The 22,329-nt window shown below is 69.3% G+C and carries 22 protein-coding genes; 12 read left to right on the forward strand and 10 right to left on the reverse strand.

Features of this window, described 5'->3' with window-relative positions:
* Nucleotides 1-3: 3 nt before the first annotated feature.
* Both A6B37_RS02055 and A6B37_RS02060 read left to right on the forward strand, forming a co-directional pair.
* On the forward strand, nucleotides 4-897 hold the full coding sequence (locus tag A6B37_RS02055; RefSeq protein ID WP_102772202.1) for an MBL fold metallo-hydrolase: 894 nt from the start codon (nucleotides 4-6) through the stop codon (nucleotides 895-897).
* 75 nt (nucleotides 898-972) lie between these two features.
* Nucleotides 973-1,953, forward strand: a complete 981-nt coding sequence (locus tag A6B37_RS02060) for a tripartite tricarboxylate transporter substrate binding protein (RefSeq protein ID WP_111824769.1) — start codon at nucleotides 973-975, stop codon at nucleotides 1,951-1,953.
* On the opposite strand, the gene hpaI is transcribed toward A6B37_RS02060, so the two are convergent.
* The 3 genes from hpaI to A6B37_RS02075 are packed head-to-tail and all read right to left on the reverse strand — an operon-like array spanning nucleotide 1,947 to nucleotide 3,880.
* Nucleotides 1,947-2,753, reverse strand: a complete 807-nt coding sequence (hpaI, locus tag A6B37_RS02065) for a 4-hydroxy-2-oxoheptanedioate aldolase (protein WP_102772200.1) — start codon at nucleotides 2,751-2,753, stop codon at nucleotides 1,947-1,949. The genes A6B37_RS02060 and hpaI overlap by 7 nt on opposite strands.
* A gap of 12 nt (nucleotides 2,754-2,765) precedes the next feature.
* The gene (hpaR, locus tag A6B37_RS02070; RefSeq protein WP_111824770.1) at nucleotides 2,766-3,236 is read right to left on the reverse strand and encodes a homoprotocatechuate degradation operon regulator HpaR; all 471 of its coding nucleotides are present in this window, start codon (nucleotides 3,234-3,236) and stop codon (nucleotides 2,766-2,768) included.
* A 41-nt stretch (nucleotides 3,237-3,277) separates the two neighbouring features.
* Nucleotides 3,278-3,880 (reverse strand): hypothetical protein, encoded by a 603-nt coding sequence (locus A6B37_RS02075; RefSeq protein WP_111824771.1) that lies wholly within the window; start codon nucleotides 3,878-3,880, stop codon nucleotides 3,278-3,280.
* 172 nt (nucleotides 3,881-4,052) lie between these two features.
* Here A6B37_RS02075 and radA point away from each other — a divergent pair, with 172 nt between their 5' ends.
* The 3 genes from radA to A6B37_RS02090 all read left to right on the forward strand — a co-directional run bounded on the left by radA (nucleotide 4,053) and on the right by A6B37_RS02090 (nucleotide 6,682).
* Nucleotides 4,053-5,414 carry a DNA repair protein RadA gene (gene radA / locus A6B37_RS02080; RefSeq protein WP_102772197.1) on the forward strand — a complete coding sequence of 454 codons (1,362 nt, stop codon included), beginning with the start codon at nucleotides 4,053-4,055 and terminating at the stop codon, nucleotides 5,412-5,414.
* A 70-nt stretch (nucleotides 5,415-5,484) separates the two neighbouring features.
* Complete coding sequence (locus tag A6B37_RS02085; protein WP_102772196.1) at nucleotides 5,485-6,264, forward strand: sulfite exporter TauE/SafE family protein; 780 nt, start codon at nucleotides 5,485-5,487, stop codon at nucleotides 6,262-6,264.
* A 181-nt stretch (nucleotides 6,265-6,445) separates the two neighbouring features.
* The gene (locus tag A6B37_RS02090; protein WP_102772195.1) at nucleotides 6,446-6,682 is read left to right on the forward strand and encodes a hypothetical protein; all 237 of its coding nucleotides are present in this window, start codon (nucleotides 6,446-6,448) and stop codon (nucleotides 6,680-6,682) included.
* A gap of 119 nt (nucleotides 6,683-6,801) precedes the next feature.
* Here the strand turns inward: A6B37_RS02090 and A6B37_RS02095 are convergent, their stop codons facing one another.
* From A6B37_RS02095 to A6B37_RS02105, 3 genes are all read right to left on the reverse strand, one after another.
* Nucleotides 6,802-7,764: a 2-hydroxyacid dehydrogenase gene (locus A6B37_RS02095; protein WP_111824772.1), complete on the reverse strand. Its 963-nt coding sequence runs from the start codon at nucleotides 7,762-7,764 to the stop codon at nucleotides 6,802-6,804.
* Between the two features lie 91 nt (nucleotides 7,765-7,855).
* The gene (locus tag A6B37_RS02100; RefSeq protein WP_102772193.1) at nucleotides 7,856-8,836 is read right to left on the reverse strand and encodes a tripartite tricarboxylate transporter substrate binding protein; all 981 of its coding nucleotides are present in this window, start codon (nucleotides 8,834-8,836) and stop codon (nucleotides 7,856-7,858) included.
* Nucleotides 8,837-8,912: 76 nt separating this feature from the next.
* A complete protein-coding gene (locus A6B37_RS02105; RefSeq protein ID WP_111825523.1) occupies nucleotides 8,913-9,917 on the reverse strand; it encodes a tripartite tricarboxylate transporter substrate binding protein in 1,005 nt (334 codons plus the stop codon).
* Between the two features lie 201 nt (nucleotides 9,918-10,118).
* On the opposite strand from A6B37_RS02105, the gene A6B37_RS02110 reads away from it, so the two are divergent.
* From A6B37_RS02110 to garL, 6 genes are all read left to right on the forward strand, one after another.
* Nucleotides 10,119-11,048, forward strand: coding sequence for a dihydrodipicolinate synthase family protein (locus A6B37_RS02110; protein WP_102772192.1), 930 nt, complete (start codon nucleotides 10,119-10,121; stop codon nucleotides 11,046-11,048).
* Between the two features lie 150 nt (nucleotides 11,049-11,198).
* On the forward strand, nucleotides 11,199-11,903 hold the full coding sequence (locus A6B37_RS02115; RefSeq protein ID WP_168202142.1) for a FadR/GntR family transcriptional regulator: 705 nt from the start codon (nucleotides 11,199-11,201) through the stop codon (nucleotides 11,901-11,903).
* A gap of 50 nt (nucleotides 11,904-11,953) precedes the next feature.
* Nucleotides 11,954-13,066 (forward strand): Ldh family oxidoreductase, encoded by a 1,113-nt coding sequence (locus tag A6B37_RS02120; protein ID WP_102772190.1) that lies wholly within the window; start codon nucleotides 11,954-11,956, stop codon nucleotides 13,064-13,066.
* 47 nt (nucleotides 13,067-13,113) lie between these two features.
* A complete protein-coding gene (gene araD / locus A6B37_RS02125) occupies nucleotides 13,114-14,859 on the forward strand; it encodes an L-arabinonate dehydratase (RefSeq protein WP_111824773.1) in 1,746 nt (581 codons plus the stop codon).
* Nucleotides 14,860-14,888: 29 nt separating this feature from the next.
* Nucleotides 14,889-15,890: a tripartite tricarboxylate transporter substrate binding protein gene (locus A6B37_RS02130; RefSeq protein WP_111824774.1), complete on the forward strand. Its 1,002-nt coding sequence runs from the start codon at nucleotides 14,889-14,891 to the stop codon at nucleotides 15,888-15,890.
* A 34-nt stretch (nucleotides 15,891-15,924) separates the two neighbouring features.
* A complete protein-coding gene (gene garL / locus A6B37_RS02135; RefSeq protein WP_111824775.1) occupies nucleotides 15,925-16,692 on the forward strand; it encodes a 2-dehydro-3-deoxyglucarate aldolase in 768 nt (255 codons plus the stop codon).
* Here garL and lysA read toward each other — a convergent pair.
* Entirely contained in the window at nucleotides 16,685-17,923 is a 1,239-nt protein-coding gene (lysA, locus tag A6B37_RS02140; protein WP_102772186.1) for a diaminopimelate decarboxylase, read from the reverse strand. The two genes, garL and lysA, sit on opposite strands and share 8 nt — an antisense overlap.
* 114 nt (nucleotides 17,924-18,037) lie before the next feature.
* Here lysA and A6B37_RS02145 point away from each other — a divergent pair, with 114 nt between their 5' ends.
* Nucleotides 18,038-18,964: a LysR family transcriptional regulator gene (locus tag A6B37_RS02145; protein ID WP_111824776.1), complete on the forward strand. Its 927-nt coding sequence runs from the start codon at nucleotides 18,038-18,040 to the stop codon at nucleotides 18,962-18,964.
* Between the two features lie 93 nt (nucleotides 18,965-19,057).
* On the opposite strand, the gene rpsT is transcribed toward A6B37_RS02145, so the two are convergent.
* From rpsT to murJ, 3 genes are all read right to left on the reverse strand, one after another.
* Nucleotides 19,058-19,321: a 30S ribosomal protein S20 gene (gene rpsT / locus A6B37_RS02150; RefSeq protein ID WP_102772827.1), complete on the reverse strand. Its 264-nt coding sequence runs from the start codon at nucleotides 19,319-19,321 to the stop codon at nucleotides 19,058-19,060.
* Between the two features lie 223 nt (nucleotides 19,322-19,544).
* Nucleotides 19,545-20,516: a FecR domain-containing protein gene (locus A6B37_RS02155; RefSeq protein WP_111824777.1), complete on the reverse strand. Its 972-nt coding sequence runs from the start codon at nucleotides 20,514-20,516 to the stop codon at nucleotides 19,545-19,547.
* Nucleotides 20,517-20,708: 192 nt separating this feature from the next.
* A complete protein-coding gene (gene murJ, locus A6B37_RS02160; protein WP_111824778.1) occupies nucleotides 20,709-22,268 on the reverse strand; it encodes a murein biosynthesis integral membrane protein MurJ in 1,560 nt (519 codons plus the stop codon).
* Nucleotides 22,269-22,329: the final 61 nt, after the last annotated feature.

The raw sequence follows: 22,329 nt of genomic DNA on the forward strand, positions 1-22,329 counted from the left end.
ACCATGAAGATCACGATGCTGGGGACCGGCGCCGCGCTGCCCGATCCCGACCGCGGCCAGTCCGCCATCCTGCTGACCCTGGATGACGATACGCACTATCTGTTCGATTGCGGCGAAGGGGCCACGCGCCAGATGGTGCGCGCCGATGTCGACCCGGCCAAGGTCGGCTTCGTGTTCCTGACGCACATGCATCACGACCACATCTGCGACTATCCGTACTTCGTGATTTCCAGTTGGATGCTGAACAAGAAGGGGCCGCCGCTGGTGCTGGGGCCCAAGGGCACGCGCCACTTCGTCGATCATCTGTTCGAGAACGGCGCCTTCCAGATCGATTTCCAGGCGCGCAGCGCCTATCCGGTGCGCCAGGCCAATATCGAGGCCATCCGGCCCGAGGTGCGCGAGGTCAGCCCCGGCGTGGTGTTCGACGACGGCCGGGTGCGCATTTCGGTCGACTGGGTCGAGCACATTCCGCGCGAGATCTGCGAATGCTTCGGCGTGCGGGTCGAGGCCGAAGGCAAGGTCATCGCGTTCAGCGGCGATACCGCGCCCTGTGAGGCCATGGTGAAGCTGGCGCAGGACGCCGACCTGCTGATCCACGAGTGCACGTTTCCCGAATCGTTCATCGCGCACCGCGCCAAGACCGGCGTGGGCACCTATGCGCACACCAGCCCCACCGACCTGGGCAAGATCGCGCAGCGGGCCAATGTGAAGAGCCTGGTGGCCACGCACTTCGGCCACTTCGATTCCACCAGCCCGGTGCTCAAGCGCGCCGCCGCCAAGCACCTGCCGGTGGAGCTGATGGGCCCGCACCTGATGGACGAGATCGTGGCCGACATCCGCAAGAACTACTCGGGTCCGCTGCGCCTGGCGCACGACCTGATGCGCATCGACCTGTAGCACCAGCAACGACTACGGCCGGCCGACGCGCCGGGATGTCGCGGGCGCGCCGCCTGCCGGCCAGGGGAGGACATCATGACGTACCGGACTTGCGCCGTATCCGTTTTGCTTGCCCTGTGCGCGGCGGCGCTGCCGCCGTCGGCTTGGGCGGAATATCCCGATCATCCCATCCGGGTCGTGCTGCCGTATGCGCCGGGGGCGGCGGGCGACGTCGCCATGCGCCAGATCCAGCCGCTGCTGGAAAAGCGCCTGGGCCAGCCCGTGGTGGTGGACTACAAGACCGGCGCCGGCGGCAACATCGGCGCGCAGGACGTGGTGCGCGCCAAGCCCGACGGCTACACGCTGCTGCTGGGGGCGACCAACAACTTCGTCATCAACCAGTTCCTGTACCGCAAGCTGGGCTTCGATCCGCTGACCGACCTGGAGCCGGTGGGCAAGATGGTCGACATACCGGCGTTCGTCTACATCAGCGCCAAAGTGCCGGCCGAGGATTACGCGCAGTTCGCGCAGTACGCCCGCGCCCACAAGGGCAAGCTCAACTACGGCTCGCCGGGCATGGGCACCACGCCGCACCTGTCGGCCTACAGCCTGTCCGAGGCGATGGGCGCGGGCATGATGCACATCGCCTACCGCGGTTCGGCGCCGGGCGTGCAGGCCCTGCTGGCCGACGAGGTGCAGCTGTACATCGGCGGCTACAGCGTCGCGGCGGCCTATCTGCCGCAGAACCGGGTGCGGGTGCTGGCGGTGGCCTCGCCCGAGCGCTTCGGCGGGCTGCCGGACGTGCCCACCGCGGCGCAGGCCGGCATGCCCGACGTGGTCAGGAGCAACTGGTTCGGTTTCGCCGCGCCCAAGGGCACGCCGGTCGACCGCATCGCGCGTTTCGCCGATGCGCTGCGCGAGGTGCTGAGCCTGCCCGAGGTGCGCCAGTCCTATCTGGCCAACGGTTTCGTGCCGGCGCAGGACACCCCGGCCCAGTTCGCCCAGACCTTGCGCAGCGAGGCAGGCAAATGGCAGGAGGTGGTGCGCGCCTCGGGCGTGGTGCTGGAGTCTCAGTAGGGGCCCTGGGCGGCCCGGGCCGCGGGCGCGGCGACGTCCTTGAACTGGGCCGCCAGCCCTTCGGCCGCGCGCGCCAGCAGAATCGCGTCGACGCCCACGGCGACGAAACTCGCGCCCAGCGACAGGTAGCGCCGCGCCTGTTCGACCCTGCCATGCAGGATGCCGGCGGCCTTGCCGCTGGCGACGATGCGTTCGATGGTGCGCTCGATCACTTGCGCGACCGCCGGATGGTCGGGCTCGCTCAGGTAACCCATGCTGGCCGCCAGGTCGGCCGGGCCGATGAAGGCCCCGTCCACGCCGTCCACGGCGAGGATCTGTTCCAGCGCCTCGACCGCGCGCGGCGTTTCGATCTGCACCAGCACGCACATCTCGTCGTTGGCGCGCCGCAGGTAGTCGGGGATGCGGTTCCAGCGCGAGGAGCGGGCCAGCGCGCTGCCCACGCCGCGTATGCCCTGGGGCGGATAACGCACGGCGGCGACCGCAGCCGCGGCTTCCTCGGCCGATTGCACCATCGGGACCAGTATGGTCTGCGCGCCCGCGTCCAGGATCTGCTTGATCTGGACGGCGTCGTTCCAGGCCGGCCGCACCACCGGCGCGACGGGATAGGCGGCCACGGATTGCAGCTGCGCCAGCGTGCTCTGCAAGGTGTTGGGCGCGTGCTCGCCGTCGATCACCAGCCAGTCGAAGCCGGCGCCGGCGACGATCTCGATGGAGTAGGCGCTGCACAGGCCGGCCCACAGGCCGATCTGCGGCTTGCCCTGGAGCAGGGCGCGTTTGAAGGTATTGGTCAGGATGTCCATGGACGAGTGGAGTCAGGATTGCGTTTCGCCGGGCTCTTGCGGCGCATCGGGATCGCGCTTGATCAGTTCGACCATGGCGTCCACGTCCCGGTACATGCGGTCCAGCAGTTCCTTGCCGATCCTGGATTCCAGCTCCAGGTATTTCGCGTCCACCATCGGGCGCATGCGGTCGATCAGCTTGTGGCTCTTGGGCGTGAGCGAGATTTCCTGGCGCCGCTGGTCGGCGCGCGAGCGTTCGCGCTTGATCAGGCCCTGGTCCTGCATGCCGGCCAGCATGCGCGTGAGGCTGGGGCTGAGCAGCTGACAGCTGCGCGCGATCTGGTTGGGCTCCATCGGCCCGGTTTCGCTCAGGGTGCGCAGGACCCGCCACTGCTGTTCCGTGACGCCGGCCTCGTTCAGCAGCGGGCGGAAATGCGCCATCAGCGTTTCGCGCGCATGCAGCAGCAGGTGAGGCAGGTTGCGGTGGTGAAAGCTCGGGCTCATGCGGCTATGTTAGCAAGAAGCCCGGGGGCGGCCCGGCGGGCTCAGGCCGGGTTGCGGTCGGCCAGTTCCTGCAGGTCGTCGGGCAGGGCCAGGTCGGGCGCGCCCTGCTGCAGCTCGCGCAGCGCCTGCACGGCCTCTTCCTGTTGGCCGGCCTGCATCAGGGCGCGGATATGCGCGGCGCGGGCCTCGATGTCCTCGTCGCTGAAAGGCGCCGGCTCGGCGGCGGCGGCCTCGCCTTCGGCGGGCGCGGCTTCGGCCTGCGGCTGGGTGTCGGACGCCGTTTCCTGGGCGGGCGGCTCGACGGCCTCGCGCTGCATGGCGGGGGCGGCCGGCGCGGGCGCTTCAGCCGCGGCCGCAGCGGGCGCTTCCTGGCTTGCGGCGGATTCGTGGGGCGCGGTCAGCTGCGCGGCCGGATCGGCGTATTCCTGCTGCGCTTCGCGCATGTCGGTCCAGGCGAACAGGCCGGCGACCATGGCGGCGCAGGCGGCGGCGCCCCAGGCCGGGTGCCAGCTGTGGCCGGGATGCCAGCTGCGGCGCACCGCCGCGTCCAGTTCGGGGCTGGCGCCGGGGTCGGGCCGACGGTACAGGGCGCGCAGATCCCGTTCATCGTCTTCGTCGAAAGGGGGGCGGTAGGCAATGCTCATGCGCGTACTCCTTGCGCAGTTTCGGGAGGCCGCGTGGGGCGGGCGGCTCGATCTTGCGCAGCACTGTCTGATTATGCGCGATTTGAAGGAATCCGGCAGGAAATTTCGTAAATTTGCATCATGTAACGGCGCTGGCCCTCGGGGCCGCGGCGATGCCGGTAAACTTCCGCGCATGGCCAAATCCCGAACCGTATACGTCTGCGCCGACTGCGGCGGCACCACCCCGAAGTGGCAGGGCAAATGCCCGCACTGCAATGCCTGGAACACGCTGGAAGAGACGGTCGAGTCTTCGACCCCGGCGGCTTCCGCCCACCGCTACGCGCCCCTGGCCTCCAGCAGTCCGGTGCGCAGCCTGTCCGAAATCGAAGCCCGCGAAACCCCGCGCCAGCCCACCGGGCTGGACGAATTCGACCGCGTGCTGGGCGGCGGCCTGGTGGCCGGCGCGGTCGTGCTGATCGGCGGCGACCCGGGCATCGGCAAGTCCACGCTGCTGCTGCAGGCGCTGGCCTCGCTGTCGGCCACCACCAGCGTGCTGTACGTCACCGGCGAGGAATCGGCGGAGCAGGTGGCGCTGCGCGCGCGGCGCCTGGGCCTGCAGACCGGTAACGTCAACCTGCTGGCCGAAATCCGCCTCGAAGCGATCCAGGCCGCGGTGTCCGAGCAGAAGCCCACGGTGGCGGTCATCGATTCGATCCAGACGCTCTACAGCGGCGAACTGAGCGCGGCGCCGGGGTCCGTGTCGCAGGTGCGCGAATGCGCGGCGCAGCTCACGCGGCTGGCCAAGCAGACCGGCATCGCCATCGTCATGATCGGCCACGTCACCAAGGACGGCGCGCTGGCCGGGCCGCGCGTGCTCGAGCACATCGTCGACACCGTGCTGTACTTCGAGGGCGACACGCATTCGTCGTTCCGGCTGGTGCGCGCGTTCAAGAACCGCTTCGGCGCGGTCAACGAACTCGGCGTCTTCGCCATGACCGACCGCGGGCTGCGCGGCGTGGCCAATCCGTCGGCGCTGTTCCTGTCGCAGCACGAGCAGCAGGTGGCCGGCTCCTGCGTGATGGCCACGCAAGAGGGCACCCGTCCGCTGCTGGTGGAGATCCAGGCGCTGGTGGATTCCTCGCACGCGCCCAATCCGCGCCGGCTGACGGTCGGGCTGGAAGGCAACCGCCTGGCGATGCTGCTGGCCGTGCTGCACCGGCACGCGGGCGTATCCACCTTCGACCAGGACGTGTTCGTTAACGCGGTGGGCGGGGTGCGCATCACCGAGCCGGCGGCCGACCTGCCGGTGCTGCTGGCCATCATGTCGTCGCTGCGCGACAAGCCGCTGCCGCGCGGCCTGATCGCGTTCGGCGAAGTCGGCCTGGCCGGCGAGATCCGGCCCGCGCCGCGCGGCCAGGAGCGCCTGCGCGAAGCGGCCAAGCTGGGCTTTTCGATCGCCCTGATCCCCAAGGCCAACGCGCCGCGCCAGCCGATAGAAGGCCTGGAAATCTGGGCGGTGGACCGCCTGGACGCCGCGCTGGACAAACTGCGTTGAGGCCGCCGGCCGCGCCACATCCGTATACTGACGGCCCGCCCGCGCTCGGCCGGGCCTGCTGGAGCAAGACTTGAGTCTGTTAATTATTGCCGCCTGCCTGGCAGCCGGCGGCATGATCGGTTTCCTGGGAGGCGTGCTGGGCATAGGCGGCGGCCTGATCGCGATTCCCGCGCTGGTGCTGCTCATGGGCATGTCGCAGCAGCTGGCGCAGGGCACGGCGCTCATCATGGTCCTGCCCACCATCATGATGGCGGTGCGCAAGTACAACCAGCAGGTGCGCATCGACAAGCGCGTGGCGCTGGCGGGGGCGGCGGGCGCGGTGGTGTTCACCTGGGTCGGCGCGCGGCTGGCGCTGGGCATAGACTCCAGCCTGCTGCGGCGCAGTTTCGCGGTGTTCCTGTTCTTCATCGCGCTGTTCTACGTATGGCAGACCTGGCGCGCCTCGCGCCCGGCCGCCAAACCCGCGCCCGCGGCGCGCGGCCCGGTTCCCGTGTTCACGCCGCGCCGCGCCAGCGTGCTGGGCATGCTTTGCGGCACGCTGGGCGGTTTCTTCGGCGTGGGCGGCGCGGTGCTGGCCGTGCCCATCATCACCACCGTCTTCCGCCTGCCCCAGACCACCGCGCAGGCGCTGGCCCTGAGCATGGTGATTCCCGGCTCCACCATCGCGCTCATCACCTACACCTGGGCCGGCCAGGCCGACTGGCTGGTGGGCGCGCCGCTGGCCATCGGCAGCCTGCTGTTCGTGCCGGTGGGCGTGAAGCTTGCGTACAGATTGCCTGAACGCAAACTGAGAGCCTGCTTCGCGCTCATGCTGTTCGCCACCGTCGCGCTGCTGGCTTTCGAAAGCTGAAGCTTGCAAACGGATTACGAATCCTTTTCGAAGCGTTAGCGGCCGAAAATTTGTGGTTCGGCGTTGAACCTTCGGCAGGGCGCAGCCTCCAACCGACACGGGTTCAGCGGCGATGTCGCCGCCCCGTGTCGGAGTAGGGACCGGGCCCCGGCCCGGTCCCAATCATTCAGGAGGTCACCACATGACGACTCACTCCCGTATCGCTGCGTTCCTGTCCACCTCGGCCTTGTGCCTCGGTCTTGCCGCCGCGCCCAGCGCGTTCGCGGCCGGCGCCGACGCCTCGGCCAAGACGGGCGAAAGCAAGACCCACGCGCAGCAAAAGCATCACAAGTCCGACAAGACGTCCGCCAAGCACCAGGCGGGGAAGGCGGGCGGGGCCGCCAAGATGGACAAGTCCGGCGCCACGCCGGCCAAGTGACCGCGACGGGCCGCAAGGCCCGGTTCCTTTGCGTAACCGGCTTTAGCCGCCCGTCAGGGCCGGAAAGTCGAAAGCCTCTCGGTATGGGCGCCGAGAGGCTTTTTTTTGGGAGAGTCCGCTTACTCGGCGGGAGTAACGACTTTGCCCGTCTCGAAGAACGCCTGCAGGTTCTCCAGCACCAGGTTTTCCATGCTCAAACGCGTCTCCAGCGTGGCGCTGCCGATGTGCGGCAGCACCACGGCCTTGTCGCTGGTCATCAGGGCTTCGGGCACCTTGGGTTCGTGCTCGAACACGTCCAGCGCGGCGCAGCCCAGCTTGCCGGCCTGCAGCGCGGCGACCAGCGCGGCTTCGTCGATGACGGGGCCGCGCGCGATGTTGACGACGATGCCGTCGGGACCCAGCGCTTCCAGCACGTCGCGGTTCACCAGATGGCGCGTGCCCGCGCCGCCCACGGTGGCCACGACCAGGAAGTCGGCCCATTCGGCCAGGCCGGTCAGCGAGGCCTCGTAGCCGTACGGCACGTCGTCGCGCTTGCGGCGGTTGTGGTAGCGGATGTCCATGTCGAAGCCGGCGCCGCGGCGCGCGATGGCTTCGCCGATGCGGCCCAGGCCGACGATGCCCAGCTTCTTGCCGCTGACGCGCAGGCCCAGCGGGATGCTGCCGTGCACCTGGCCCGACCCCCACAGCCCGGCGCGCACGAAGCGTTCGCCCTGGCCCATGCGGCGGGCGCCGGCGATCAGCAGGCCCCAGGCCAGGTCGGCCACGCAGTCGGTCAGCACGTCGGGGGTGTTGCTGACCTGCACGCCGCGCTGCTTGGCGGCCTGGATGTCGATGGTTTCATAGCCTACCCCCCAGCTGCAGATGGCTTTCAGGTCGGGCAGGGCGTTGATGAGTTCGGCGTCGGCGCCGTGGTTGGCGGAGGTGACGACCGCGGTGATGCCCTTGCCGTGCTCGGCCAGCGCGGCCTTGCGGTCCGGGTACTTCCACAGTTCGACGACGTCGTAGCGTTCGGCGAGGTTCTGGTTGGCGGTGGGGGAACCGGCCAGCGAGCCGACCTGGATGATGCGATGCTTGGTGGTCATGTTGTCGTACAGGTGTGGGTGGCTAAATCTCGATGCTACTTGATCCGGCGGGGGAACGGGCCGGGGCCGCGCCCCGGCCCGCATGGCGCGATCACTCCAGCTGGATGTTGGCTTTCTTGATGACGTCCTTCCAGCGCTTGACCTCGGCCTGCTGGAACGCGGTGAACTGCTGGGGCGTGTTGGCCACGACCTCGAAGCCCAGGCCTTGCAGCGTCTGCTCGGTCTTGGGATCGCGCAGCGCGGTCTGCAGGGCCTTGGACAGTTGCTGCACAATGGGCGCCGGCGTGCCCTTGGGCACGGCGAAGCCCTGCCACGAATACACCACCATGTCCTTGATGCCGGCTTCGGCCAGCGTGGGGACGTCGGGCAGGTCGGCGGCGCGCGCGTCGCCGGTGATGGCCAGCGCCTTGAGCTTGCCCGCCTTGATGTGGGTCTGGACCGCGCCCAGGTTCTGGAACGACACGTTGACCTGGCCGCCGATCAGGTCGGCGATCGCCGCGCCGCCGCCGCGGTACGGCACGTCCACGCCGGTGCTCTGCGTGCGCTGGCGAAACAGCACCGCCGACAGGTGGTCGGACGAGCCCGTGCCGGACGAGGCGTACGACACCTTGCCCGGGTTCTTCTTGGCGTAGTCCACCAGTTCGGCCACGGTGGCGGCGGGGAAGTTGGGCGCGGCCACCAGCACGTTGGGATTGCGCACGGCCTGCGTCAGGTATTCGAAGTCCTTGCTGGGGTTGTACGACAGGTTCTTGTACAAGGCTTCGTTGATGGCGAAGGTGCCGATGGAGCCCACCATCATGGTGTAGCCGTCCGGCGTGGAACGGGCCAGCGCCTGGGCGCCGATGGCGCTGTTGGCGCCGGGCTTGTTCTCGACCACGAAGGTCTGGCCGAGCAGCTTGGTCAGGCCGGGCGTGACCGACCGGGCGGTGATGTCGGATGAACCGCCGGGCACGAAGGGTACGATCATCGTGACGGGCTTGTCGGGATAGCCGGCCGCCTGCGCGGCCGGCGCGCCAAGCAGGGCGGCGCCCGCCGCGGCCGCCACTGCAAGGGCGCTCAGTCGTCTGTTCATGGTGTCTCCAGGTTCGCGCGATGATGTGATGGGCCCGCCGCCCACGCGTTGCATGCGGGCCCGGATCGGCGCCGGGTCAATCGACCTTGGCGCCGGATTTCTTCACGACTTCAGCCCATTTGGCGGTCTCCTGCGCCATGAACTGCTTGAACTGGGCGGGGGTGTTGCCCGACGGCGTGGCGCCCTGCGCCTGCAGCTGGGCGCGCACGTTCGGCTGCTGCAGCGCGGCGGCCACGTCGCGCTGGATCTTGTCGACCACCGCGGCCGGCGTGCCGGCCGGCGCCAGCAGGCCGAACCAGCTGGAGGCGTCGTAGCCGGCCACGCCGGCCTCGGCCATGGTGGGCACGTCGGGCAGGGCGGGCGAGCGCTGGGCGCTGGTCACGGCCAGCGGGCGCAGCTTGCCGCTCTTCAGAAAGCCCATGGACGAAGGCAGGTTGTCGAAGATCAGGTCGGCCGAGCCGGCCATCACGTCGGTCAGCGCGGGGCTGCTGCCCTTGTAGGGCACGTGCGTCATGCGCGTGCCGGTCATGCTCTGGAACAGTTCGCCCGACAGGTGGGTGGAGGTGCCGTTGCCGGTGGAGGCCATGTTGACGCTGCCGGGATTGGCCTTGAGGTACTTGATGAGGTCGGCGACGTTGCGGATGCCGTGGCGGTCGGCGAAGGCGGGATTCAGTTCGAGGATGTTGGGCACCGGGATGACCAGCGTCACCGGCACGAAGTCCTTGACCGGATCGTAGGGCAGCTTGGCGTAGACGGACTGGTTGATCGCGTGCGTGCTGACCGTGCCCATCAGCAGCGTGTAGCCGTCGGGCGCGGCGCGCGCGGCCTCGGCCGTGCCCACGTTGCCGCCGGCGCCGGCCTTGTTGTCCACCACCACGGGCTTGTTCCAGGTCTTGCCGAGTTCGGCGGCGACCACGCGCGCGGCGATGTCGGTGGTGCCGCCCGCGGGGAAGGGCACCACGATCCTGGCTTCGCGTTCGGGGTAGTCGGCCAGGGCCGGCGCTGCCGGCACGGCGGCGGCCAGGACCGCGGCAAACAGGGCGGCCGTGACGGACCGGCCTCGCGCAAGGGCTGCATGCATGGAATTCATCTCCTCGGTGTGCGCGTGGCCGCGCATCGTTGATGGGGTATTCCGCCCCTGGCATGGCCCGAGGCTACAAGCCGCGGGACGCCCGCGTTGATGCTGCCGGTCTACTTGTAAAACAAATATATGTATTGAGCTTATGCTTGTCAACCAAGTATACTTTTTTCACCTTAATCCGACCCAGCCAGGAGCCCGTCCATGAAAACTTCCCCGGTCACCGCGCAGGACTTGCAGCGTTCGGTCATCGCCGTGCCGCCGCTGGCGCGCCACGACGACCTGTCCCTGAACGTGGAGGCCAACCAGGCCCTGCTCGGCCACCTGGAAGCCGGCGGGGTGCGCAACGTGATGTACGGCGGCAACGCCAATTTCTACAACGTGGGCGTGGGCGAGTACGCGCGCATCGTCGACATGCTGGCCGGCATGGCCGGCCCCGACACCTGGATACTGCCTTCGGTCGGCCCCGACTACGGCAAGATGATGGACCAGGCGGCGATCCTGCGCTCGCGCGCGTTTCCCACCGCCATGCTGCTGCCCATGGCCTTTCCCTACACCGACGCGGGGCTGGCCGACGGCGTGCGCCGCTTCACCGACGCGCTGGGCAAGCCCGCGGTCATCTATCTCAAGTCGGCCGACTACCTGGCGCCGGCCACCGCCGCGCGCCTGATCGAAGAAGGCCGCATCGTGGCGTTCAAGTACGCCGTGGTGCGCGAAGACCCGTCGCGCGACGCCTATCTGTCGGCGCTGCTGCAGGCCGTGGACACGCGCTGGGTCGTCAGCGGCATCGGCGAACGTCCGGCCATCGTGCATTACCGCGACTTCGGCCTGAAGAGCTTCACCTCGGGGTCGGTCTGCGTGGCGCCGCGCGGCTCGATGCGCCTGCTGCACCTGCTGCGCGACGGCCGCTACGACGAGGCCGAGGCGGTGCGCGCGAAGTACCTGCCGCTGGAAGACTGCCGCGACGGCATCAGCCCGATCCGGGTGCTGCACGATGCGGTGACGCTGTCCGGCGTGGCCGACATGGGGCCGATGCTGCCGCTGCTGACCGGCCTGTCCGAAGCCGAGCGCGAGCGCGTGGCGCCGGCGGCGCGCGAGCTGGCCGCCTGGGACCGGCAGGCCGCCGCGGCCTGACCCTGTGCGCGCGGCCGGACGCGGCCGCGCGCACAGGCGGTACGATGTGCGCTGTTTCGCCCCCAGCATCGAGGTAAATCCGTGGCCCGACCCAAAGCATCATCCCAGCCCGCGCCGCAGGCGCCCGCCGAGCCGGACGCGCACGGCGCGCTGGTGCTGGAGCGCGGCCACCGGGTGCGGCTGGCCGACCAGCTGTACGGGCAGATCTTCGAACAGATCGTGTCCGGCGGGCTGAACGTCGGCGACAAGCTGCCGTCGGAAAACGAGATATCCGAACGCTTCGGGGTGTCGCGCCCGGTGGTGCGCGAGGCGCTGCTGCGCCTGCGCGCCGACGGCCTGATCACCGCGCACCAGGGGCTGGGCACCTTCGTCAGCCATCAGCCCGCGCCGCGCCTGAAGACCTTCAACGACGTGCAGAACGTCAGCGCCTATCTGCGCGCCCAGGAGGTGCGGGTCGCGCTGGAAGGCGACGCCGCGCGCCTGGCCGCGCTGCGCCGCACGGACGAACAGCTCAAGAAGATCGAGGACGCGCACGCGGCCTTCGCCGACGCGCTGTCGCGCGGGCAGGTCTCGGCCGAGGCCGACCTGGCGTTCCATGCCAGCATCGCCGAGGCCAGCGGCAACGATTTCTACCTGGGCGTGCTGGAGAGCATCCACGAATCCATCAGCGGCTTCATGCGCCTGACCCTGAACCTGACCCGCACCGGCTCGCGCCAGCGCGCGCAGCGCGTGGTGGACGAGCACGCCGCCATCCTCGACGCCGTGCGCGAACAGGACAGCGAGCGCGCCCGCGTCGCGATGCAGTTCCACCTGGGCCAGGCGCGCCACCGGCTGGTGGACCGGGACCGGGACTGAACCCGCCGTCCGGCCCGCCCTGACCATAACGACGACAGGAGACCAAGAGAGTGCGAGGCAAGGAAGCGACAGTGACGGACGTGCCGGTGGAGCAGGTCCGGGCGCAGATCCTGCAGGTGCTGCAGGCATGGGGCATGGCGCCGGACCTGGCGGCCACCACCGCCGAGCTGATGGCCGGCACCGACCTGCTCGGGGTCGATTCGCACGGCATTTCGATGCTGCCCGCGTATGAAGACAAATGGCGCGCCGGCACGCTGCGCCTGGATGCGCGGGCGCGCATCGTGCGCGACGGCGGGGCCAGCGCGCTGATCGACGGCATGGGCGGGCTGGGCTATCCGGCCGCCGCGCTGGCCATGAACCTGGCGGTGGACAAGGCCCTGGAACACGGCGTGGGCGCGGTGTCGGTCTGCAACTCGCATCACTTCGGCGCCGCCGGCATCTATGCGCGCATCGCGGTCGAGCGCGGCGCGGTCGGGCTGGTGGCCAGCAGCGCCAACGGCATCATCATGGTGCCCACGCGCGGGGCCATGCCCATGCTGGGCACTAATCCCATCGCCTTCGGCGCGCCGGCCGCCTATCACGAGCCCTTCGTGCTGGACATGGCCACCACCACGGTCGCGGCCAACAAGGTCAAGGTCTACGACTTCCTGGACAAGCCGTTGCCGCCGGGCTGGGCCGTGGACGGCCAGGGCGAGCCCGTGACCGACGCCGGCGCCGCCATGCAGTTCATCTTCGACCGCCCCGACGGCGGGCTGACGCCCCTGGGCGGCACGGCCGCCATGAGCAGCCACAAGGGCTACGGCCTGGCGATGATGGCGCAGATCCTGGGCGGCACGCTCAGCGGCAGCGCGCTGGCGGTGCGCCGCGCGCCCACGCGCCGTCCCGGCGAGCCGGACGACGTGGGGCATTTCTTCCTGGCGCTGAATCCGGACGCGTTCCGCGCGGCCGGTTCGTTCGAGTCCGACATGGACGAACTGATCGATACCATGCACGATACGCCAGCTGCCCGGCCCGACGAGCCCGTGCTGGTCGCCGGCGAGCCCGAGGCCGCCGAGCGCGCGCGCCGGCTGCGCCAGGGCATTCCGATTCCCGCCGCGCTGGCCGAACGCCTGCGCGGCATATGCGTACGCGCGGGCGTGCCCTATCTGCTGGACGGCGCCTGACTTCTTTTATTCCTATAACCCTAGCCAAAGCGCAGAGGAACCGAGACATGAGCAATTCAGACAAGCGCAAGAAGCCCGAGGAGCTGCGCAGCCACCGCTGGTACGGCGTGCGGGACCTGCGGTCCTTCGGCCACCGTTCGCGCACCGCGCAGATGGGCTACCACCGCTCCGACTACGCGGGCAAGCCGGTCATCGCCATCATCAATACCTGGAGCGACATCAACCCCTGCCACAGCCACTTCAAGCAGCGTGTGGAAGAGGTCAAGCGCGGCATCTGGCAGGCCGGCGGCTTCCCGGTGGAAATGCCGGCCATGAGCCTGTCCGAGCCGTTCCAGAAGCCCACCACCATGCTCTACCGCAACCTGCTGGCGATGGAAACGGAAGAGCTGCTGCGCTCCTATCCGGCCGACGGCTGTGTGCTGATGGGCGGCTGCGACAAGACCACGCCCGCGCTCATCATGGGCGCGATCTCCATGAACCTGCCCACCATCTTCATGCCGGCCGGCCCCATGCTGCGCGGCAACTGGAACGGCAACACCCTGGGCTCGGGCTCCGACACCTGGAAATACTGGGCCGAGCTGCGCGCCGGCAACATCACCGAGGAAGACTGGCAGGGCGTGGAGGACGGCATCGCGCGTTCGCCGGGCCATTGCATGACCATGGGCACCGCTTCCACCATGACGGGCGCGGTCGAGGCGCTGGGCCTGTGCCTGTCGGGCGCGTCCTCGATCCCGGCGCCGGATTCGCGCCACGCGCAGATGGCCAGTCTGACCGGCAAGCGCATCGTGGAAATGGTGTGGGAGGACCTGTCGCCTTCCGACCTGCTGACCGCCGCGTCCTACGACAACGCGGTGCGCACGGTGCTGGCCCTGTCCGGCTCGACCAACTCCGTGGTGCACCTGATCGCGATGGCGCGGCGCAGCGGCTTCGACCTCGACCTGGACCGCTTCGACCACCTGGCCCGCACCACCCCGGTGCTGGCCAATCTGCGTCCTGCCGGCAAGTACCTGATGGAAGATTTCTACTACGCGGGCGGCCTGCGCGCGATGCTGGTGCAGCTGGGCGACCTGCTCGACACCGCCCAGCGCACGGTCGACGGCCGCACGCTGGGCGAGAACATCGCCGGCGCGCGCATCTTCAACGAGGACGTGATCCGCACGCGCGAGCAGGCGCTGATCGAGCGCGACGGGCTGGCGGTGCTGCGCGGCAACCTGGCGCCGGACGGCGCGGTGATCAAGCCGCCGGCCATGGAGGAGCGGCTGCAGGTGCACACCGGCCGCGCGGTGGTGTTCAAGGATTACAACGACATGGCCGCGCGCATCGACGATCCCGAACTGGACGTGGACGCCGACAGCGTGATCGTGCTGCAGAACGCCGGCCCGCAGGGCGCGCCCGGCATGCCGGAATGGGGCCAGCTGCCGATTCCGCAAAAGCTGTTGAAGCAGGGCGTGCGCGACATGGTGCGGATTTCCGACGCGCGCATGAGCGGCACCAGCTACGGCGCCTGCGTGCTGCACGTGGCGCCCGAGGCCTATGTCGGCGGCCCGCTGGCGCTGGTGCGCGACGGCGACCGCATTTCGCTGGACGTGCCCGCGCGGCGCCTGGAACTGCTGGTGCCCGAGGCCGAGCTGGCCGCGCGCCGCGCCGCCTGGCAGGCGCCGCCGCCGCGCTTCGAGCGCGGCTATGGCGTGCTCTACCTGAAGCACATCGGCCAGGCCGACACCGGCTGCGATTTCGATTTTCTTCAGACCGAAACGCGCGCTGCGGCCGCGGGCGAGCCTGAAATTCACTGACCCGGACACCGGGCACCGAGGAGACAAGCATGGGACATAACAATCACCGGGCGCGCAGACGCCTGATCACCCTGGCCGCGGCGGCGGCCGGCGCGCTGGCTTTGCTGCCGGTGGCGGCGACCGCGCAGGGCGAGGCCTGGCCCGCCAGGCAATTGAAGCTGGTGGTGCCTTTCCCGGCCGGCGGCAGCACCGATTCGGTGGGCCGGCTGCTGGCCGCGGAGCTGTCCAAGGAGCTGGGGCAGACCGTGGTGGTCGAGAACAAGGGCGGGGCCAACGGCAACATCGGCTCCGACATGGTGGCCAGGGCGCCGGCCGACGGCTACACGCTGCTCCTGTCCGGCGTGGGCTCCAACGCCATCAGCTATTCGGTCTACAAGAACATGCCGTACCGCAACAGCGACTTCGCGCATATTTCGCTGCTGGCCACCGGCCCCAATGTGCTGGTGGCCAACAACGAGTTCCCCGGCAAGACCTTCGCCGAATTCATCAAGCTCACGCGCGAGAATCCCGGCAAGTACACGCACGCCAGTTCCGGCAGCGGCTCGTCCGGCCACCTGGCGATGGAAATGCTGGAGCAGGCCGCCAAGATCGACCTGGTGCACGTGCCCTACAAGGGCGGCGCGGCGGCCATCACCGACATGATCGGCGGGCGCGTGTCGGTGATGTTCCTCAACCAGGACACGCTGCTGCCGCAGGTCCGGTCGGGCAAGCTGCGCGCGCTGGCCGTGGCCAGCGCCAAGCGCAATCCCGCCTATCCCGACACGCCCACGGTGGCCGAATCGGGCTATCCGGGCTTTTCGGCCGAGTCCTGGTTCGGCCTGTCCGCGCCGGCCAACACGCCGCCGGCCGTGATCCAGAAGCTGAACCAGGCGACCGTCAAGGCCTTGTCCTCGGCCGAGATCCGGCAGAAGCTGGAGAGCGTGGGCTTCGTGGTGGTGGCCGACGATCCCAAGTCGTTCTCGGCCTTCGTCGAGGCCGAGATCGCCAAATGGGGCAAGGCGGCCAAGGCCTCCGGCGCCAAGCTCGATTGAGCGGACATTCATTTTTTCTGACGAAAAGGCAGCAATGAATTCACCCTTACCCAATCGCTTCCGCCAGCGCATCCTGGCCCGCGAGCGGCTCATCGGCTTCTGGATGAGCATGTCCAGCCACATCACCGCGGAACTCGCGGGGCTGGCGGACTTCGACTGGCTGCTGCTGGACGGCGAGCACTCCCCCAACGAGGTGCCGATGTTCCTGCAGCAGCTGCAGGCCCTGCAGGGCAGCGCCAGCGCCGTGGTGGGCCGGCCGTCCTGGAACGATCCGGTCGAGATCAAACGGCTGCTCGACATCGGCTTCTACAACCTGCTGATTCCGTTCATCGAGTCCGCCGAGGACGCGCGCCGGGCCGTGGCCGCCACGCGCTATCCGCCGCAAGGCATGCGCGGCGTGGCGGGCATGCAGCGCAGCAACCGGTATGGCACGGTGCCGGACTACCTGCAAACGGTCAACGACAACATCTGCGTGCTGCTGCAGATCGAAAGCCGCCCCGGCATCGAGGCGGTCGACGAGATCGCGGCGGTCGAGGGCGTGGACGGCGTGTTCATCGGCCCGTCCGACCTGGCCGCCGCGCTGGGCCACCTGGGCAATCCCGGCCACCCGGAGGTCCAGGAAGTCATCCGCCACCTGTACCAGCGCGTCAGTGCCCGGGGCAAGGCGGTGGGCATCCTGGCGCCGGTCCAGGCCGACGCCAGGCGCTACCTGGACATGGGCATGCACTTCGTGGCCGTGGGCACCGACCTGGGCGTGTTCAAGCAGGCCACCTTCGCCCTGCGCGAGGCCTTTCTCAAGTAGGCGTTTCTTCCAGCGCCAGCAGCTCGGCGACGGTCTGGCGGCGGCGGATGAGCCGCGCCTGGCCGCCGTCGAGCAGCACCTCGGGCGCCAGCGGCCGGCTGTTGTAGTTCGACGACATCGACGAACCGTAGGCGCCGGCGCTATGGAACACCAGGAAATCGCCGATGCGCGGGCGCGGCAGCAGCTGGTCGGAGACCACGCCGCCGGCATCCTGCGTGAACACGTCGCCCGATTCGCACAGCGGGCCGGCCACCGCGATGCGGACGGCCGGCGACTCCGGGGTCTGGCCGTCCGGCGCGTGCACCGAAATGCGGTGATAGCTGCCGTACATGGCCGGGCGCATCAAGTCGTTGAAGCCCGCGTCCACCAGCGCGAAATCGCGCTCGGGGCGGCGGTTGATCGAATGCACCTCGGCCACCAGCGCGCCGGCCTCGGCCACCAGGAAGCGGCCGGGTTCGATCTCCAGGCGCACCGGATGGCCCAGGCGTTCGGCGATGCGCCGGCGCGCCGCGTCCCATTGCTGGAAATAATGGTCGCAGTCGATGCGCGGCTCGCCGTCGCGGTACGGAATCGACAGGCCGCCGCCGGCGGAAATGGCTTCGATGTCGTGGTCCAGCGAGGCCACCACGTCGACCATGGCGTTGCACACGCTGGACAGGTGGGCGTAGTCCACGCCCGAGCCGATGTGCATGTGGATGCCGACCAGCTTCAGGCCGTGGCGGCGCACGATGGCCATGGCCTGCGCCAGGTCGCCGATCCAGATGCCGTGCTTGCTTTGCGGGCCGCCGGTGTTGGTCTTGTTGCTGTGGCCGTGGCCGAAGCCGGGGTTGATGCGCAGCCACACGCGATGGCCCGGCGCGGCCTGGCCGACGCGGTCCAGCATGTCCAGCGAACCGGCGTTGACCGTGATGCCGTGCTTGAGCACGGCGGCCAGCGTGGCGTGGTCGATCAGGTCGGCGGTGAAGACGATGCCTTCGGGCTCGCCACGGGGCTGGAAGCCGGCCGCCAGGCTGCGTTCGATCTCGCCCAGCGAGACCGCGTCCACCACCGCGCCTTCGGCCCGCATCAGGCGCAGGATGTGCAGGTTCGAGCAGGCTTTCTGCGCATAGCGGATGGTGTCGAAGCGGCGCAGCTGAGCGATGCGTTCGCGGATGACGGCGGCGTCGTAGACCCATAGCGGCGTGCCGTGTTCGGCGGCGAGTCGGGTGAGTTGGCGCGGATCGAAAGCCATGGCGGGCGTAAACCTCAAGCGGAATGTGAAACCAGGCGGCATGATGCCCGGCTTCGGTCATCCAGTAAAATGCTTTGATTTCGTGGGTCGATTCATTCTGGATATGAGTAAGGCATGCTGACGCATCGGCATATCGAAGTCTTCCGCGCGGTGATGATCGCCGGCGGCGTGACCAAGGCGGCCGAGCTGCTGGGTTCGTCCCAGCCCACCGTGAGCCGCGAACTGGCGCGCCTGGAGCGCGCCGTAGGCTTTGCGCTGTTCCAGCGGGTGGCGGGGCGCCTGCGGCCCACCATGCCGGGCCTGGCGCTGTATGACGAGGTGCGCCAGTCCTATGCCGGCCTGGAGCGGGTGGCCTCGGCCGCGGCGCGCCTGCGCGCGTTCAAGGGCGGGCAGCTGTCGCTCATCGCCTTGCCGGCGTTCTCGCATTCCATCCTGCCCGATGCGTTCCGGCGCTTTCACGAGCGCCACGACGGCGTGAGTCTGACGGTGGAGACGCAGGAGTCGCCGCTGCTGGAGGAATGGCTGAGCGCCCAGCGCTACGACCTGGGCCTGACCGAGCACGACGCGGCGCCGGCCGGCACGCGGGTGGAACTGCTGCTGCAGGTCGACGAGGTCTGCGCGCTGCCCGACGGGCATCCGCTGCTGGCGCGGCCGCGCATCGCGCTGGCCGACTTCGAGGGTCAGGCCTTCGTCAGCCTGTCCTCGACCGATCCCTACCGCATCCAGATCGACGAGGCCTTCGCCGCGGCCGGCGTGCTGCGCCGCTCCATCGTGGAGACGCCCACGGCGGTCTCGGTCTGCACCTTCGTGCGCCAGGGGCTGGGCGCGGCCATCGTCAATCCGCTGACCGCGCTGGATTTCGCCGGGCGCGGCCTGCACATCCGGCCGCTGGCGCATTCGTTTCCGTTCCGGGTCAACGTGGTGTTCCCGGAGCACCGGCCGGGTAATCCGCTGGTCGGCGCGTTCATGGCCTCGCTGCGCGAGGCGGCCGCGGCGATCGAGGCGCGCCTGGGGTCCAGCCTGGAGGCCAGCCTGCGATAGGGGCGGGCGCCGGACGCAAAAAAGGATGCCCGCGGGCATCCTTTTTCATTTGCCGTATTCGTGACGCCCCGTAGGCCGGGGCGGCAGAATGGCTTAGGCCAGCGCCTTGATGGCGGCAGCCAGGCGGCTCTTGTGGCGAGCGGCCTTGTTCTTGTGGATGATGTTCTTGTCGGCCACGCGATCGATCACGCTCGAGGCCTTACGGAACACTTCGCCTGCCGCAGCCTTGTCGCCAGCGGCAATGGATTGGCGAACGCGCTTAATCGCAGTGCGCAGCATCGAGCGCAGGCTGGAGTTGTGCTTGTTGCGCTCAACGGATTGGCGAGCGCGCTTGCGGGCTTGGGCGGTATTGGCCATGTTGCTATATAAGTTGAATTCGGCAAAGTCGAACATTGTAGCAAGTCCCGGAGGGAATGCAAGCTTTTAATGTCAAGTCTGCCGATGGAGCGCCCGTCAACCGGGCGGGGGGCGCTGCGAGCGAAGTCCCGGGGAGGAACCGCGGCGCCTACTGGATAAAAACACTGTGATGAGTATACAACGAAGCGCCCGGCTGCGGCGCGGCGGGAACGGGCGGGCGTTGTCAGGCCGCGACGTTGATGGACACGAACCAGGGCGTGAAACGGCGCACGTTGATGGGCATCATGTCCCTGAGCGTGTCGAGCGCGGCGTCGGTGTCGTCCAGCGGGAAGTGGCCCGAGACGGGCAGGCCGCCGGCGGCCATGGACACGCGCAGCGTGCCGCTGCGATACGGGCGCAGCGCCGCGATCACTTCGGCCAGCGGGCGGCCGCGGGCCTCGACCCAGCCGGCTTCCCAGGCCGCCTCGGCCATGAGCTCGGCGCGCGGGGTGTCCATGCGGGAGGCGTCGAAACGGGCGCCGGTGCCGGCGCGCACGGTGCCGTGGGCCCCCGACATGGTTTCGACCTCGACCTCGTGCTCGTGCACCACCACCAGCGTGCGCTGGGCCTGCTGCCGCACCATGTAGCGCGTGCCCAGGGCGCGCACCGTGCCCTGCGCCGTGTGCACGAGGAAGGGGCGGCGCGCGTCGGGCGCCACCGACACCGTGACGGCGCCGTCCAGCAGGTGCACCTGGCGGTAGGCGGGCGTGAAATCGAGATTGACCCGGCTGCGCGCGTCCAGCAGCAGCTGGCTGCCGTCGGACAGCACGTAGCGGCGCCGTTCGCCGGTGGCGGTCGCGGCGTCGGCCGCGACATTGCCCAGCGGATAGAAGGCGTTGCCCACGTAGGCCGCACAGGCGCCGGTGCCGGCGAGCGCAAGCGCGCCGGCCAGGAAACGGCGGCGCGGCGGCGCGATGGGAGCGGGGGACGGCGCAAGCAGGGCCGGCGCGGCGGCCTGGCCGGCGCTGGCGTAGCCGGCCGGATAGGCGTCGCCGAGCCGGCCGAACGACGACCCTTCGAGCGTGCCCGTCAGTTGCTGCCAGGCAGTCTCGTGGGCCGGATCGGCCGCGCGCCAGGCCAGGAAATCGCTGTAGTCCTGCGCCGTCGCCTGGCCTGAGCGCAACAGCAGCAGCCAGTTGATGACCTGGTCCGCCATGGGTTGTCCTTGGGCGTACTTCACTTCATGTCCCGCATGAGGTCCCTGGGGTTCCGTTCGATGGCAATTTGTAAATAATAAAGGTTTTTTACCAAAGATTACCGGTAGCTTGTCAATTCTTGACGGGACTAATGCAAAAAAAGCCGGTGCTCGACCGGCTTTTTGTGGAGATGCCGGTCGATACCGCCGGTTTCAGCTCGCGCGGCGCCGCCCGAAGTCCCGCGGGCGGAAGCCAAACAGTAACAAGACGCCGAAATAGACCGCGCCGCTGGCGGCCAGCACGCCGGCCAGCCAGGCCACGCGCAGCCAGGAATGGGCCTGCAGCGCGATCCAGTCGATGCGCCCGTCGGCGAACCACAGCAGCGCCGCCAGCGCGGCCAGCGCCGGCAGCAGCCGCAGGGCGAACGAGGTCCAGCCCGGGCCGGGCTGGTAGACGCCGCGGCGGCGCAGGCCGATCAGCAGGGCCAGCGCATTGAGGCAGGCGCCCAGGCCGATGGCCAGCGCCAGGCCGGCGTGCGCCATCAGCGGCACCAGCGCCACGTTGAGCAGCTGCGTCACCACCAGCACGCCGATGGCGATCTTGACCGGGGTGCGGATGTCCTGCTTGGCGTAGAAGCCGGGAGCGAGGATCTTGACGGCCAGCAGGCCGATCAGGCCCGCCGAGTACGACACCACCGCCAGCCGGGTCTGGGCCACGTCCTCGGCCGCGAAGGCGCCGTAGTGGAACAGGGTGGCGACCAGGCCGTCGGACAGCAGCGCCAGGCCGACGGCGGCCGGCAGGCCCAGCAGCAGCACCAGGCGCAGGCCCCAGTCCAGCAGGCCGCTGTAGCCGTCGCGGTCGTCGCGCGCGTGGGCGGCCGACAGGCTGGGCAGCAGCACGGTGCCCAGCGCCACGCCGAGCAGGGCGGTGGGGAACTCCATCAGGCGGTCGGCGAACGACAGCCAGGTCACGCTGCCGGGCCGCAGCCAGGTGGCGATATTGGTGTTGATGAGCAGCGAGAGCTGGGCCACCGATACGCCCAGCGTGGCCGGCGCCATCTGCTTGAGGATGCGCTGCACGGTGGGATCGGCCCAGGCCTGGCGCAGCCGCAGCGAAAAACGCGGGGTCAGGCCCAGCCGCGCCAGCGCCACCCATTGCACCGCCAGCTGCGCCACGCCGCCTATCATCACGCCGACGGCCAGCGCGTAGATGGGCACGTCGGCGCGCGGCGCCAGCCACAGGCAGGCGGCGATCATGGACAGGTTCAGCAGCACCGGCGTGAAGGCCGGCACGGCGAAGCGGCGCCAGGTGTTGAGCACGCCCGAGGCGAAGGCCACCAGCGACATGCAGAAGATGTACGGGAACATCATCCGCGTCATCCAGACCGCGGCGCCGAACTCGGTGTCGCGGTCGGCGCCGCGCAGGCCACTGGCCATGGCCGACACCACCCAGGGCGCGGCGATGATGCCGGCCAGCGTGATCAGCATCAGCGCCGCGGTCAGCAGCAGCGCGACGCGGTCGAGCAGGGCGCGGACTTCTTCGGGGCTGCGGTTGTTGCGCGCCGCGCCCAGGATGGGCACGAAGGCCTGCGCGAAAGCGCCCTCCGCGAACAGCCGGCGCAGCAGGTTGGGAATGCGGAAAGCGACCCAGAATGCGTCGGTAAGCGGGCCGGCGCCGAAGGCGCGCGCCACCAGGATGTCGCGGATCAGGCCGGAAATGCGCGACAGCAGCGTGAAGCTGCTGACCGTGGCCGCCGAACGGAACAGGCTCATGGGAAGCTGGGTAATGAAAAAGGGGCCGACTGGCCCCGCAAAACATGGATACTGGGGGAAA

Origin of the sequence: Achromobacter sp. HZ01, from assembly GCF_003267925.1 — a bacterium.
Lineage (GTDB): Bacteria > Pseudomonadota > Gammaproteobacteria > Burkholderiales > Burkholderiaceae_B > Achromobacter > Achromobacter pulmonis_A.

What these genes read in the sequence shown, in the direction of transcription:
- A6B37_RS02055 (WP_102772202.1), top strand. Translation starts at nt 4, where the DNA reads ATGAAGATCACGATGCTGGGGACCGGCGCCGCGCTGCCCGATCCCGAC.
- A6B37_RS02060 (WP_111824769.1), top strand. Translation starts at nt 973, where the DNA reads ATGACGTACCGGACTTGCGCCGTATCCGTTTTGCTTGCCCTGTGCGCG.
- hpaI (WP_102772200.1), bottom strand. Translation starts at nt 2,753, where the DNA reads ATGGACATCCTGACCAATACCTTCAAACGCGCCCTGCTCCAGGGCAAG.
- hpaR (WP_111824770.1), bottom strand. Translation starts at nt 3,236, where the DNA reads ATGAGCCCGAGCTTTCACCACCGCAACCTGCCTCACCTGCTGCTGCAT.
- A6B37_RS02075 (WP_111824771.1), bottom strand. Translation starts at nt 3,880, where the DNA reads ATGAGCATTGCCTACCGCCCCCCTTTCGACGAAGACGATGAACGGGAT.
- radA (WP_102772197.1), top strand. Translation starts at nt 4,053, where the DNA reads ATGGCCAAATCCCGAACCGTATACGTCTGCGCCGACTGCGGCGGCACC.
- A6B37_RS02090 (WP_102772195.1), top strand. Translation starts at nt 6,446, where the DNA reads ATGACGACTCACTCCCGTATCGCTGCGTTCCTGTCCACCTCGGCCTTG.
- A6B37_RS02095 (WP_111824772.1), bottom strand. Translation starts at nt 7,764, where the DNA reads ATGACCACCAAGCATCGCATCATCCAGGTCGGCTCGCTGGCCGGTTCC.
- A6B37_RS02100 (WP_102772193.1), bottom strand. Translation starts at nt 8,836, where the DNA reads ATGAACAGACGACTGAGCGCCCTTGCAGTGGCGGCCGCGGCGGGCGCC.
- A6B37_RS02105 (WP_111825523.1), bottom strand. Translation starts at nt 9,917, where the DNA reads ATGCATGCAGCCCTTGCGCGAGGCCGGTCCGTCACGGCCGCCCTGTTT.
- A6B37_RS02110 (WP_102772192.1), top strand. Translation starts at nt 10,119, where the DNA reads ATGAAAACTTCCCCGGTCACCGCGCAGGACTTGCAGCGTTCGGTCATC.
- araD (WP_111824773.1), top strand. Translation starts at nt 13,114, where the DNA reads ATGAGCAATTCAGACAAGCGCAAGAAGCCCGAGGAGCTGCGCAGCCAC.
- A6B37_RS02130 (WP_111824774.1), top strand. Translation starts at nt 14,889, where the DNA reads ATGGGACATAACAATCACCGGGCGCGCAGACGCCTGATCACCCTGGCC.
- garL (WP_111824775.1), top strand. Translation starts at nt 15,925, where the DNA reads ATGAATTCACCCTTACCCAATCGCTTCCGCCAGCGCATCCTGGCCCGC.
- lysA (WP_102772186.1), bottom strand. Translation starts at nt 17,923, where the DNA reads ATGGCTTTCGATCCGCGCCAACTCACCCGACTCGCCGCCGAACACGGC.
- A6B37_RS02145 (WP_111824776.1), top strand. Translation starts at nt 18,038, where the DNA reads ATGCTGACGCATCGGCATATCGAAGTCTTCCGCGCGGTGATGATCGCC.
- rpsT (WP_102772827.1), bottom strand. Translation starts at nt 19,321, where the DNA reads ATGGCCAATACCGCCCAAGCCCGCAAGCGCGCTCGCCAATCCGTTGAG.
- A6B37_RS02155 (WP_111824777.1), bottom strand. Translation starts at nt 20,516, where the DNA reads ATGGCGGACCAGGTCATCAACTGGCTGCTGCTGTTGCGCTCAGGCCAG.
- murJ (WP_111824778.1), bottom strand. Translation starts at nt 22,268, where the DNA reads ATGAGCCTGTTCCGTTCGGCGGCCACGGTCAGCAGCTTCACGCTGCTG.